The organism is Pseudomonas sp. GX19020 (genome assembly GCF_023371075.1).
GTDB lineage: Bacteria > Pseudomonadota > Alphaproteobacteria > Rhodobacterales > Rhodobacteraceae > Pseudogemmobacter.
In genome coordinates this window covers 145379-158188 of record NZ_JAMCCR010000007.1, presented here as the reverse complement: position 1 = coordinate 158188, position 12810 = coordinate 145379, and the positions used below count along the sequence as shown (strand labels likewise).

Below are 12810 nucleotides of genomic sequence, written 5' to 3'. Positions count from 1 at the left end.
AAAATCTGTTGGTCTCTGCATCCGACGCCCGCTCAGGCAGGCGCCGCCCTCCCCTGACCTCAGCCCTTGCGGACCAGGCCACGGATCTTCTCGAACACCTCGTCGCGCAGCAGCAGCAATGCGACGAGGATGATGGCGCCTTCGATGATCGTGCGAAGGCCGAATTGCAGCCCGATCGCCGAGATGATGGTGCCGAGCGTCGTCAGCAGGATCGCGCCGCCGACGGTGCCGAGGAATGAGCCCGAGCCGCCAAGGATCGACGAGCCGCCGATCACCACCGCCGCAATCGAGGGCAGCATGTAATTGTCACCCATTCGCAGCGTGGCACCGTTCGAGTAGCCGGCCAGCATCATGCCGGTGAAACCGGCGCAGGCGGCGCTGATCACATAGGGCGCCACCTGTGCGGTCAGCATCGGGATGCCGGCGATGCGCGCGGCCTCGGGATTGGTGCCAAGCGCGTAGAGATAGCGGCCGAGCGTGGAGCGCGACTGCACCAGCCAGCCGAACGCCACGAAGAGGATCAGGAACACCACCGGCAGCGGCACGCCGGCAAGCTGCGATTTCATCAGCCAGGTCAGCGCTTCCGGCGAGGCCCCGCGCGGCGTCCCTTTGGTCATGCCAAGCGCGACCGATGCCACGATGATCGAGGTGGCCATGGTCATGATGAAGGGCGGCACTTTCAGCCAGACGACGCCGATGGCAGTGGCAAGCCCCACCCCGGCGCAGATCACCACGACAAGCGGCAGAAGATACCAGGCACCGGGATTTCCCGCCCCCACGAGACTGGTCGCCAGCACCCCGCCAAGGGTGATCAGCGCGGGCAGTGACAGGTCAAGCCCGCCGGTCAGGATCACCAGCCCCTGGCCGAACGAAAGAACCACCAGGAAGGAGGCCAGCACCATCACGGTCTGCACCTGCGCCCAGGAGCCGAGATTCGGGCTGATGAAGCGCGAGCCAAGCAGCATGAGGATGCAGATCGCAAAGACCACGAGCGTCGAGATCGTCTCGCGCGAGATCCTGGCCGCGCCACGCCGGTCGGGGGCGGCTGCGTAACTTGCGGATTTTTCGGCTGAAGTGGAAGTACTCATCTGTTTCATCTCAGCGCTTCCCAATGCCTGTGCCGCGCCCGATCCCCGCCAGCACACCGCTGAAGACCACCGCGAGGATCAGCACCGCGCCCTGGAAAATCCCGGTATAGAAAGAGGCGACGCCGCTGGAGAACAGCACCTTTTGCAACAGCATCAGGGTGCCCGCCCCCATGACCGAGGCGAAAAGCCCGCCCTTGCCGCCCGTGAAAGCGGTGCCGCCAAGCGCCACGGCGGCAAAAGCCAGCATCAGCAATGGCGTCCCGGCATTGGGGTTGCCGGTCGCGGTCTGCGCCGAGAGCATATAACCCGCCAGCCCGTAAAGCATTCCGGCGCCGACAAAGGTCAGGAAGCGCACCCGCGCCACCGGCACGCCGGAAAGCCGCGCTGCCTGCTCATCCTCGCCAATGGCGTAAAGCGCGACACCCCAGTCGGTGCGGCGGGCGAAGCTCCATACGAGGATCACCGCCAGCACGACCAGCCCCGAAACCGGCACCACACCCCAGAGCCGGTCGGTCAGCTCATAGCTCACCCAGTCGGCCACCTGGCCGCCGGGCGCATCAAGGATCACCAGTGCAATGCCCTGGCAGATGATCATCGTCGCCAAAGTCGCCGCGATGGCCTGGAGCCGCAGCCCCGCCACCAGCCAGCCATTGACCGCGCCAACCACCGCACCGATGCCGAGACAGATCCCCAGCGAGGCCAGCGCCCCTCCTGGTCCCTGCAGGGGATAGACCGCCATCACCACATTGGTGAGCGAGACCACCCCGGCGAGCGAAAGGTCAAAGCCCCGCGACAATACCACCAGGGTCTGGCCCGCGGCGGCAAGCGCCAGCGGCACCGAATTGTTCACCAGATTGCCAAAGGCTCCCAGAGACCAGGCGCGCGGCTGCTGCCAGACATTGATCGCGTAAAGGATCACATAGATCAGCACGATCAGCACCGCGCCCTCGGTCAGAAGGCTTTTGAGCACCGGCTTTCGTTTCATTTGTCTCTGTTCAGTCGCGGAACTCATGCCGCCTCCCCTTTTGCGCGGGAAGCATGTTCCGCTCCCTGGCCCAACATGGACGCGACAAGGCGCTGTTCGGTGATCGCCTCGCCCTCGAAAATGCCGTTCACGCGGCCGCCGTAAAACACCAGCGCGCGGTCGGCGAGCTGGACGATCTCGGGCAGTTCGGATGAGTAGAACAGCACCGAGCCGCCCTCATCGGCAAAGGCCCGGATCGCGTCATAGATCGCCTGTTTGGTGCCGACATCGACGCCCCGCGTCGGGTCGTAAAGCACCAATGTGCGGGCGCCCGTCGCCATGGTGCGCGCGATCAGCGCCTTCTGCTGATTGCCACCCGAGAGGTCTCCGATGGCGAAACCCAGATAACGCGGGCTGAGATCGACCCTCGAAGCCGTCTCAAGCGCATGTTTTGCCTCTGCTTTCGGCCCGACAATCAGTGCGCGCGAGATACGGCCCAAGACCGGCAGCACCACATTCGAGGCGGTAGAAAGGCCGGCCAGGATGCCCTCGGTCTTGCGTTCTTCGGGCAGGAAGGCGATGCCGCTGCCGGCGGCCAGCGCCTGGCGCGGGCTGCGCAGCGTGACGGGCTTTCCATCGACACGGATCTCGCCGCTGCTGACCGGCTCCAGCCCGGCAAGCATCCGGAAGAGCCCGCGCTGGCCCTGGCCCTCCAGCGCCGCGACGCCCAGAACCTCGCCCGTGCCGAGCGTGAAACCGGCGCCGTTCACGCCCCGGCCTGTTACGTCTTTCACCTCAATCCGGTGCGTGGCCGTCGCACGTGACGCGCGGGCCGGGCGGGCGTGATCGACCTTGTGGCCGACCATCATCTCGAAAATATCGTCATCATCCGCCGCCGCCAGATCGACGCTCGCAATCGAACGCCCGTTCCGCAGAACGGTGGCCCGCGTCGCCAGTTCACGCACCTCTGGCAGGCGGTGCGAGATATAGAGCACCGCAAGGCCGCGGGCGGTACTCTTGCGGATCAGATCGAACAGCCAGTCGGTCTCAGCCAGCGAAGCAGTCGGCTCGTCAAGAATCAGCACTTTTGAGGCATGTTCCATCGCGCGCAGGATCTCGATGCGCTGGCGCTCGGCCAGCGGCAGATCGGCGATCAGACTGCGCGGGCTGATGCGGCCCATATCGTATTTAGCCAGGGTGGCCGCGGCCTTTTCCTCGCCAAGGCGGCGGGAATTGATGCCAAAGCCACCTTTTGGCTGATGTGGCAAATGCAGGTTCTGCGCCACGGTCAGGTTGCGCACGAGGCTCAGCTCCTGAAACGCGGTCGCCACGCCCATGCTTTGGGCCGCAAGGATCGAGCCCGGCGCATAGGCCGCCGCGCCGATCTGCATCTCGCCCTGATCCGGACGCACTGCGCCGGTCAGGATCCGCACCAGCGTCGATTTACCAGCGCCATTCTCGCCCAGAAGCGCATGGACCTGGCCCGCTGCCAGCGAAATATCGGCATGTTCCAGCGCAACGGTCGCCCCGTAAGCCTTACGCAGGCTTTCGGCACATAGCGCCACCGCCCCCGCAAATGCCGGGCTGCCGCTTTCGCGGCCGGTCGCATCAGACATAGATCTCCTCCCTCGCCCCGGAAAAGTTTGCGTCAGACTAATGCAAACGTTCTCTGGGAACGTTTGCATATAAGGATGATTCCTTTCTTCGGGTCAAGCAGTTAAATTTTCGATCAGGTCAGACCACGGCTCAGGGCCAGATCAGCGCCTCGGCCAGGATCTGACATGCCGGGGCAGCGAGAAATATTATCACATGATTTCTGTATGTTACCGAATACAGGATCGCGGGCTTACCAGATCCGTATCGGGTGAGTCGCAGCCTGCCCCTCGCCCGTCCGGAGAAATGCCAGCTCCGCACCGTATTTCCGCAGCGCAACCTGCCCGACCCGGGATCAGAGCAGCGAAACTCCGGATCGCGGCGGTCCAGACGCGGGGGCAAAGCACGAGGTCGGAAAACTCTGCCCGCGAGCGATCCGACCCTGGGAAGTGGATCAAATCAGCTACCGGCTCCGATTGCTGCGGAATGAAACTTCAGCAGGTCGATCGCAGGTCTGCATTACGTCGTCTCATGGCTCGCTCTGAAACCGGCCCTGGCTCTCATCCGGGTAAAGCTGCCTGAGGTCCTGGCCGTGTTGCCCTGCGCTTGCTGGAAGCTCGGGTAACTGCCAGATAATCTGAGCAGTGGTGTTCCCCTGACACAGCCGGCCCAGCCGATGGCACCTACCAGATCAACCGGGTCTCATCGGTGACCCCGATGCCGCGCTTATGCTGCTGAAGCTTTACTCCCGGTCATGCGCCGGGGTGTAATGCTCCCTCAGAAGGACATCGATATCCTCTAATTCGCCATTGGCGATGAAATCTGCGAAGTGACGGTGGAGCGCAACTTCGCTGGTACGGTCTGCGACACGCGCCCAATCGCGCAGAAAGACAATCAGACAATGCTGGGCCAGGCCTTCCCAGATCTTTGCCGCGAGCTCGTTGCCGGAATGTCTCAGAATGGCACGGTGGAAGGCAAGGTCTGTCTTCCCAAGCAGCAAAGTATCGTCAGACCCCGCCAGGTCACGCATCTGGGAAATATGCTCTTCCAGCTCCTCCAAAAGTTCAGAGCGGTCAAAATTCTCAGACATGACGCGCCGCAATACCACCCGTTCGATCGAATGGCGGACTTCATAAAGATTATCAATGAACGCATCCGAGTAATCGGCAACCTTAAGGCCCCGCTGATCGCTCTCGACCAATACGCCCCGCAGGTGAAGTTTCTGCAAGGCTTCCCGCGCGGGCATCCGGCTGACATTCAGCGTGGCTGCCAGCTCGGCTTCGGTGATCCGGTCGCCCGGGCTTTTCTCTCCAAGCGCAATGGCCAGGACGATGCGTTCCTCGACCTCGTCTGCGGTGGTTCGGGGCCGGGGAATCGCCGAAAGCGCGCTTGGTCGCGCTGAGGCTGTCACCTGGGCATCTCGCGGCCGAATTCTGGTCTCCAAACCGGGAACCCCTCATTGAGTATTTCTAGATTACACGTACTGAACTCTTGGGCCATTTATGCGGCGGCAGCACCAAAATGAAAAGCGCAGCCTGAAAAACCGCGAAACCCTGCTTCTATTCGCGTTGTGTCACACGCAGGAAAGCCCTGGTCCGCTCCATTTTTGGGGTGTCGAAAAATTCCTGAGGTGGGGCGTCTTCAACGATTACCCCCTGATCCATGAAGATCACCCGATCGGCGACCTGACGGGCAAAACCCATCTCATGGGTGACCACCAGCATCGTCATGCCCTCGGCCGCAAGCGCCTTCATAACCTCCAGCACCTCACCCACCAGTTCGGGATCAAGTGCGGAGGTCGGCTCATCAAAGAGCATCGCCTTTGGCTCCATCGCCAGGGCCCTCGCAATGGCAACCCTTTGTTTCTGGCCACCTGACAGTTCCTCGGGCCATGCATCGATCTTGGCACCAAGGCCCACCCGCTCCAGCAGATCTCGCGCCTTCGCCTCCGCCTGCGCCCGCGGCAGCTTGCGGACCCGCATGGGAGCTTCGGTGACATTCGCCAGCGCATCCATATGCGGGAACAGGTTGAAATCCTGAAACACCATGCCGAATTCGCGCCTTGTTTCATCAATCTCGGCTCTTGAGCGCGAGATCATCCGACCATTCCTGAAGTCACGGTAGGCCAGTTTTCCATCAAGGGTGATCTGGCCTGCCTCCGGCTGCTCCAGATAGTTCACGCAGCGCAGCAGCGTGGACTTGCCCGATCCTGACGGACCGATGATGCAAACCACATCCCCCTTCGCGACATTCAGAGAGACCCCGTTCAAAACCTTGAGCGGGCCGTAAGATTTCTCAATCCCTTCAAGCCTGATCATACCCGGCCTCCCTTTGCGCGGCGCTTTTTCGTGCCTGCATAACCCCTGGAAATGCGGGCCTCGAGTTTTCGGACAAAGATTGCAGCCGGATAGCCGACGCTGAAATACATAATCATGCAGACCGTATAGATGGTGAAATACTGGTAGGTACGCGCCGCGATGATCTGGCCCGAGAATAACAACTCCTGAACCGTCACCACCGAGGCCAGGGCGGTATCTTTAAACAGCGAGATGAAATAGTTGCCCAGGGCCGGTGTTACCGTGCGGATGGCCTGAGGCAGAATGATCCGGATGAAACCCTGCTGCCGTGACATGCCAAGGGCGGCATAGGCCTGAAACTGACCCTTTGGCACCGACAGGATGCCTGCACGATAGACCTCGCTGAGATAGGCCGTGTAGTGCAGCGTCAGCGCAAGCATGGCGGCCGTAAGCCCATTTAGCCGTATGCCCACACCGGGCAGCACGAAATAGAGATAGACCAGTTGCAGCACCAGCGGCGTGCCGCGCAACACTTCGACATAGACCCCTGAAATGAAGCGGATCAGGAAGTTCTCGGACATCCGGCCGAGTGCGACAGGTATGGCAAGCGTCAAGCTCAGGGTAATCACAACCAGCGTCATGCCAATCGTGACGGCGAAGCCTTTCAGCAGGGTGGGATAATATTCCGCCACCACTGAAAAATTCAGAAGATCCATCGGGCCACCTCGGTGAACCGGGGCGCGACACACGCAAACGCGTCTGCGCGCCCCGTAATTTAGGGGTTAGTTGGAAACCGGGAAGTAGAAGAGATTACGGTCAGTCAGACCATAATTCCTCAGCACGCCCGATACTTGCCCATTGCCGCGCACTTCGGCCAGCGCCATCGACATGGCGCTGCGCAGCATGCAATCTTCCATGCGGATACCGTAGCGCGCATAGCCATAGCCGTATTGGAAGATCAGCTCATCCGGGATTTCCACCCCTGCGACCATCTCAATCGACTCGTCTTTGTTTTCGGCGATATAGGTCGCCACCTTGATGTCGTCTTCCAGGATCACGTCGACGCGGCCCTGCGACAGGCTTATGAATTGGTCAGCGTCGGTCTGGAACGGGACCACGTCAACGCCCAGCGAGCGCAGGTACTCATCAGCCGCCGAACCCGCGATGGCACCCACGCTATGGTCCTTCAGATCCTCAAAAGAGTGGATCGCCTTGGGATTGCCCTTGCCGACGGTGATTGCCGGACCATACCACCAGCCGGGGCCGGTGAAGCTGATAACCTTAAGACGATCGGGAGTGACGTGGATGTTGGCCGCAACCATGTCGATCCGCTCGGAAATCAGCGACGGCGTCAGGGAAGGGAACGGCGCGACTTCGTACGTGATCTTGTCAATGCCAAGCCAGCCGAGTGCTGCCTCGACGATTTCGACATCGATGCCCGACGCCTTGCCCGTCGCAGGATCAAGCGAGGTATAGGGCGGGCTGGGGCTGATCCCGAGGGTGATACCATTGGTCTGCGCATCCGACAGCGAGGTGTCGCCGGCGCAGGCCTCAAAACCCGGGGTGAATTCAAAGCGGGCGGCTGCATCCTGCGCCAGCACGGGGGCCGCGAAGGTCAGCGTCGCGGCAAGGGAGAACCCTAGTTTGATTGCCGTGGTCATGGGGTCATACTTTCCTGTTGGTTTCGGTTATTTTTAACTGGACAGAGATTACGGTCGGACCGTAGCCGGGCTTATGGCGGCGTCACGCCTCCTTTCTTCTTCAAGAGGATGGTGAAATCATCGTAATCGTCCCGGGCCCGGGATCAGATGGTTATGCCTCCGTCGACATTGATGGCCTGACCGGTGATAAAGGCCCCCTCATCCGAGGCCAGGAAGGCGCAGATCCCCGCGATCTCTTCTGGCGTGCCAAGACGGCCCAGGGGCTGACGATCGACAAAGGATTTCAGCGCGGCCTCACGAGAGCTCATCTGTTGACCCAACGCGGTGATCCGCTCTTCCAAAGATGGCGAATGAACCGTTCCGGGGCAGACAGAATTGGCGCGGATCCGGTGCCCGACATAATCCGCAGCGATGGATTTGGTCAGGGCGATGACGCCGCCTTTGGCGGCACCGTAAGCCGCCCGACGCGGGAAGCCCTTGATCGAAGAGACCACCGAGCCAATGGTGATGATCGATCCCCCGGCCTGTTTCATCCTGGGGACTGCCGCGCCAAGGACGTGAAAGGCACTGTTCAGGGTTATCGTGATGGACCGATGCCATTCCTCAGCTTCGCATTCTTCGATGCTGCCCTGATGCACATAGCCAACCGCGTGAACCAGAATATCGACCTGTTCAAAGCCCGCGAAATAGTCAGCGACAGCATTCGCGTCGGTTGCATCCAGTTTACTGCGTTCGCCAGCCGAGAAACTCGCCAATGCCGCCTCGTTCAGATCCGAGGCAAAAACCCGCGCGCCTTCGGCTGCCAGCCGCTCGGCGACCGCGCGGCCGATGCCCTGCCCCGCCGCCGTTACAACCGCCACTTTGCCGGCCAGACGCTCCGTCGGGACAAGGTTCAAAGCGCCGGTCATTTCGCGCCCCTTTGCGAGATCGGGGTCACAATCTGCCGCTGCACACCCAGTCCCTTGATGCCCACTTCCATCACATCGCCGGGTTTCAGCCAGCGTGGCTCTTTCATGCCCAGGGCCACGCCAGGAGGGGTGCCGGTGCAGATCAGATCGCCGGGCCTCAGCTCGCAGAAGGCGCTCATGTAAGAGATGATCGTGGCAGGATCGAAGATCATCTTCGCGGTCGTGCCGGTCTGCATCCGCTGACCATTCACGCTGAGCCAAAGATCCAGCGCCGCGATGTCGCCCAGTTCATCAGCCGAGGCGATAAATGGACCGGTCGGGCAGAAGTGCGGATAGCTTTTGCCCTTGATCCACTGCCCGCCGCGTTCGATCTGCCAGGCTCGCTCGGACACGTCATTGACAATCGTATAGCCCAGAACATGCGAGAGCGCGTCTTTGCGGGCGATGTTCAGGCCCCCCTTGCCGATGACGATGCCAAGCTCCACCTCCCAGTCGAGTTTGGTCATGGATTCGGACCAATAGACCGGATCATCCGCGCCGCAATAGGTTGTCGAACCTTTGCTGAACAGGATTGGTTCGCTCGGGACCGGCATGCCAGATTCAGCGGCGTGATCAGAATAGTTTAACCCGATGCACCAGATGTTCGGCGGCTGTGCGATGGGCGGCAAAAGCCGCGCAGTGGCGCTGTCAATGACAGGCAGGCTATCCACTGCGACTGCAGCGAGAACCGATGCCAGATCAGCCGCATTCTCTGCGGTAAAATCCGTTACGATGCCCGAGACATCGCGCGCAGCCCCCGCACCGTCCAGCAAACAGGGGATGATGCGACCGGATTGTTCTAAACGTTGCAGTTTCATAGGCGGTATTCCTCAGAAGCTTTTGCGGCGCGCCTTACGGCGCGAGATCAGGATCAATAGGTAGCGCGACCGCCGGACAGGTCGAAAACCGCGCCGGTGGTAAAGGAGTTCTCCTCCGAGACCAGCCAGGCCACCATCCCGGCCACTTCATCGACCTCGAGGAAGCGCGCTCGCGGGATTTTCGAGAGCATGTAATCAATGTGCTCCTGGCTCATCTGGTCGAAGATCGGTGTGCGGGCTGCGGCCGGGGTGATGCAGTTCACCGCAATATTCTTGCCGGCCAGTTCTTTGCCCAGCGATTTGGTCAAAGCGATAACCCCGGCTTTCGACGCAGAATAGGCCGAGGCATTGGGATTGCCCTCTTTGCCCGCAATAGAGGCGATGTTCACGATCCGCCCGTAATTCCGCGCTTCCATTCCGGGCACGATGGCCTTGTTCACATTGAAGGTGCCGATCAGGTTGATCTCAACCACACGACGCCAGTCAGCGTCGGGATAGTCGGTCAAACGGTGGTTCGGACCCGCTATTCCGGCAGAATTGACCAGAATATCGACATGGCCCAACGCGGCTTCGGTCTGTGCCATTGCAGCAGCGACTGAAGCCGCATCTGCCACATCGGCCCTGATCGCTACGGCCCCTCCGACGGCAGCCGTATCGGCATTCAGATCCCAGACCGCAACCCTCGCACCCGAGGCGGCAAGCCGCTTTGCGACCGCCAGGCCAATCCCCTGCGAGCCACCGGTGACGACTGCCGTTTTTCCATTCAGATCAATGTTGTTCATTCCGCGCAGTCCTCTCTCAGGCCGAAAAGATCGTCTTGCCACCCACCCGGATCTCAACCGGAACGCGGTAGCGCTCGAGTACCGAAACGTCGATTTCAACCCCAAGGCCTGGTCCCTCGGGCAGATGGATCAATCCCTCAGCATCCGGTGTGATTTTGGTCAGGGTCAGGTCGCGTGCCACGTCGCGCAGCTCGGTGGGGAATTCGCAGATGCGGTGCTCTTCCAGCCCTGCGAAAGGTTGCAACGAGGCTGAAAGCGCCAGGTTCGATGTGAAGGTGTGGTTCACATAGGTCACGCCCCGGGCAGCGGCGTAGTCCGCCACTGCTTTGGCCGGGCCAAGGCCGCCAATCCGACCGCAGTCGATCTGGATGAAGTTCACCCCGCCGAATTCGATAAGATGTTCAGCCATTTCACGGTTATGCGCGGCTTCGCCCCCCGCGATCCCCACCCCGGTTCCCCGGGCCTTTTCAACCAGACCCCGATAGGCGACCAGAGAGGCACCGCCAAAGGGCTCTTCGAAAAAGGTCACTCTGTTACGGGACAGGGCCTCAAGCCGGGCCGCCGCTCTTTCAACGTCATCGCCAAAGATCTGGCCGGCGTCGATCAGCAGAACACCTTCCTCTCCCAGTCCCTCACGGGCCGCGTCGGCCTGGGCAAGATCCCCCGCGAGTGAATCGCCAAAGGGAGCCCAACCGAACTTAGCAGCCCGGAACCCCCTGGCCCTGATTGCACGGGCGCGTTCAAAGGTTTCCTCCGGGGTCGTGCCGAACAGTGTCGAAGCATAGGGAAGCTTGGGATAGGCCCTTTCATAGCCCAGCAATTTCCAGGCCGGCTCCCCGCGCGCCTTACCCAAAAGGTCCCAGAGCGCCATTTCGATACCGGACCAGGTATGCGCCGCCTGAAGCAAATCCATTGATCTGTAAGCCACCTGCGCCGCTATCTCTGCGATATCGGAAGGCTTTTCCAAGATCTGCCCAAGCACCGAAGCCGATACCGGCTGGCAGGCGCCGTGGGACATCGGGGTCACAAAGGCCGCGATTGACACCAGGGGCGAGGCTTCGCATTCCCCCCAGCCGGTCAATCCACCGGCTTGCACCCGAACGACCAGGGCGTCCTGGCTTCCATCCGCCGCCGTGGTGACCTCTGGCATGGCAACATAGAAGAAATCTACTGCTTCGATCTTCATGCTGCACCTGCCAGAAGTTTTGCCGCCTCGGCATCAGCCGAAAGCTCGGCCACCGCATCCGGCAGCAGGCGCAGACCCAGGCCGGGCGCGTCCGGGATCTCAAGCAGGCCCTCGTCATCCAACGCCCAGGGTTTCTCTACAATATCATCGATATAGGGAGATCCGCCGATGAACTCGACCATATCGGTATCGGGGAAGGCAGCCGCAAGTTGCAGGTCTGCGGCAAGGCCCACCGCCGTGTTCCAGCCATGGCCGATATATTGAATGCCGAAATCATTCGCCATCCGCGCAATGCGCAGCTGTTCGGTGATACCGCCGACTTTGGTCACATCCGGTTGCACGATATCCAGCGCCCGTGCCTCGAACCACGGCAGATAGGACTGCCGCCGGGTGAGACATTCGCCGCCGGCAATCGGGACCGGGCTTTGCAGGCGCAGCTGACGAAAATCATCCAGAGCATCAGGATGCAGCGCCTCTTCGAACCAGGTCACGTCGTAATCTCTGAGCATTTGTGCTGTGTTCAGCGCCCATTTCAGACCGTTCGGCCAATAGGCATCGCTGGCCCCTGCATCCACCATCAGCCGGCAGTCATCCCCGGCCCCTTCGCGGGCGGCGCGTATGATGGCCTCATCCAGCTTTCGGTCATTCCGACGCCCGAACGGCCCCCAACCGATCTTGATCGCCCGGAAACCCTGCGCGCGGTAATAAGCGGTCCGCTCGCGCATCAGATCCGGCTCTTCCATCAGGATCGAAGCATAGGCCATCACCCGGTTGCGATAGCTGCCGCCGAAAAGCCGGGCCAGCGGTTGGCCACAGCTCTTGCCGAACAGATCCCAAAGCGCGATGTCGATGCCCGAGATCACATGCGTCAGCGTGCCGCCGCGTCCCATCCAGAACGTGTTCTGATGCAGCTTCTCGCTGACGCGCATCGGCTCCAGGGCCGACTCGCCGATCAGCAATGCGCGCAGCACATCCAGTCCGGCCCTGACCAGCCGCGCGTCAGTAAAGACCGAGCCGATCCCTACCTGTCCGTCATCGGTCTGCACAAGGATCAGCGCATGGATCGAGTCTTCCGGCCTGATTTCATTCGACCAGCCGCCTTTCGGGGATTTTCCAAAGAGGCCGATGGCCTCCACTCGCGAAATTCTCATATGCGCCTCGGCATGAATAAGGAGGTTTCAGACCCGCAGATCTGAGCCCGCTGTCAGTACGGGCCGTGGTGAACGAGCCAGTCGGGAATCTCCCGAAGGCCGGTCGTCACGGGGACCGCGCTTTACATACAAGACACGGTATACCGTATGTCAAGTTAATTTCTGCGCCTGAGGCTGGCTGAAGTCGGCGTAAATGGCGTTGCGATCTTGATTGAGGCCGGAGAGAGCATCATTCCCCACAGCATGGATCTTGCACAGCAGGTGACCCGCGGCGGCAGCAGCCCGTATTGCCGGGCGCCTCACACGTCTCGACTTCGTCATGC

Annotated in this window: 12 protein-coding genes; all 12 read right to left on the bottom strand. The window is 61.2% G+C overall.

Features of this window, described 5'->3' with window-relative positions; translation table 11 throughout:
• Positions 1-59 precede the first annotated feature (59 nt).
• The 12 genes from M3484_RS13315 to M3484_RS13260 all read right to left on the bottom strand — a co-directional run bounded on the left by M3484_RS13315 (position 60) and on the right by M3484_RS13260 (position 12487).
• A complete protein-coding gene (locus M3484_RS13315) occupies positions 60-1088 on the bottom strand; it encodes an ABC transporter permease (RefSeq protein WP_249497246.1) in 1029 nt (342 codons plus the stop codon).
• A 10-nt stretch (positions 1089-1098) separates the two neighbouring features.
• On the bottom strand, positions 1099-2073 hold the full coding sequence (locus M3484_RS13310; protein ID WP_249497245.1) for an ABC transporter permease: 975 nt from the start codon (positions 2071-2073) through the stop codon (positions 1099-1101).
• Positions 2074-2096: 23 nt separating this feature from the next.
• Positions 2097-3668, bottom strand: a complete 1572-nt coding sequence (locus tag M3484_RS13305) for a sugar ABC transporter ATP-binding protein (protein WP_249497244.1) — start codon at positions 3666-3668, stop codon at positions 2097-2099.
• 719 nt (positions 3669-4387) lie between these two features.
• Complete coding sequence (locus M3484_RS13300) at positions 4388-5056, bottom strand: GntR family transcriptional regulator (protein WP_171909735.1); 669 nt, start codon at positions 5054-5056, stop codon at positions 4388-4390.
• 148 nt (positions 5057-5204) lie between these two features.
• Entirely contained in the window at positions 5205-5963 is a 759-nt protein-coding gene (locus tag M3484_RS13295; RefSeq protein WP_092904665.1) for an amino acid ABC transporter ATP-binding protein, read from the bottom strand.
• Positions 5960-6658 carry an amino acid ABC transporter permease gene (locus M3484_RS13290; protein WP_249497243.1) on the bottom strand — a complete coding sequence of 233 codons (699 nt, stop codon included), beginning with the start codon at positions 6656-6658 and terminating at the stop codon, positions 5960-5962. Before M3484_RS13290 ends, M3484_RS13295 begins: the two co-directional genes overlap by 4 nt.
• A gap of 66 nt (positions 6659-6724) precedes the next feature.
• Entirely contained in the window at positions 6725-7603 is an 879-nt protein-coding gene (locus M3484_RS13285) for a transporter substrate-binding domain-containing protein (RefSeq protein ID WP_249497242.1), read from the bottom strand.
• A 143-nt stretch (positions 7604-7746) separates the two neighbouring features.
• Entirely contained in the window at positions 7747-8511 is a 765-nt protein-coding gene (locus M3484_RS13280) for an SDR family oxidoreductase (RefSeq protein ID WP_249497241.1), read from the bottom strand.
• The gene (locus tag M3484_RS13275; RefSeq protein ID WP_249497240.1) at positions 8508-9368 is read right to left on the bottom strand and encodes a fumarylacetoacetate hydrolase family protein; all 861 of its coding nucleotides are present in this window, start codon (positions 9366-9368) and stop codon (positions 8508-8510) included. Before M3484_RS13275 ends, M3484_RS13280 begins: the two co-directional genes overlap by 4 nt.
• Before the next feature lie 53 nt (positions 9369-9421).
• On the bottom strand, positions 9422-10150 hold the full coding sequence (locus tag M3484_RS13270; RefSeq protein WP_092904673.1) for an SDR family NAD(P)-dependent oxidoreductase: 729 nt from the start codon (positions 10148-10150) through the stop codon (positions 9422-9424).
• Between the two features lie 16 nt (positions 10151-10166).
• Positions 10167-11336, bottom strand: a complete 1170-nt coding sequence (locus M3484_RS13265; protein ID WP_249497239.1) for a mandelate racemase/muconate lactonizing enzyme family protein — start codon at positions 11334-11336, stop codon at positions 10167-10169.
• The gene (locus M3484_RS13260; RefSeq protein ID WP_249497238.1) at positions 11333-12487 is read right to left on the bottom strand and encodes a mandelate racemase/muconate lactonizing enzyme family protein; all 1155 of its coding nucleotides are present in this window, start codon (positions 12485-12487) and stop codon (positions 11333-11335) included. Before M3484_RS13260 ends, M3484_RS13265 begins: the two co-directional genes overlap by 4 nt.
• Positions 12488-12810: the final 323 nt, after the last annotated feature.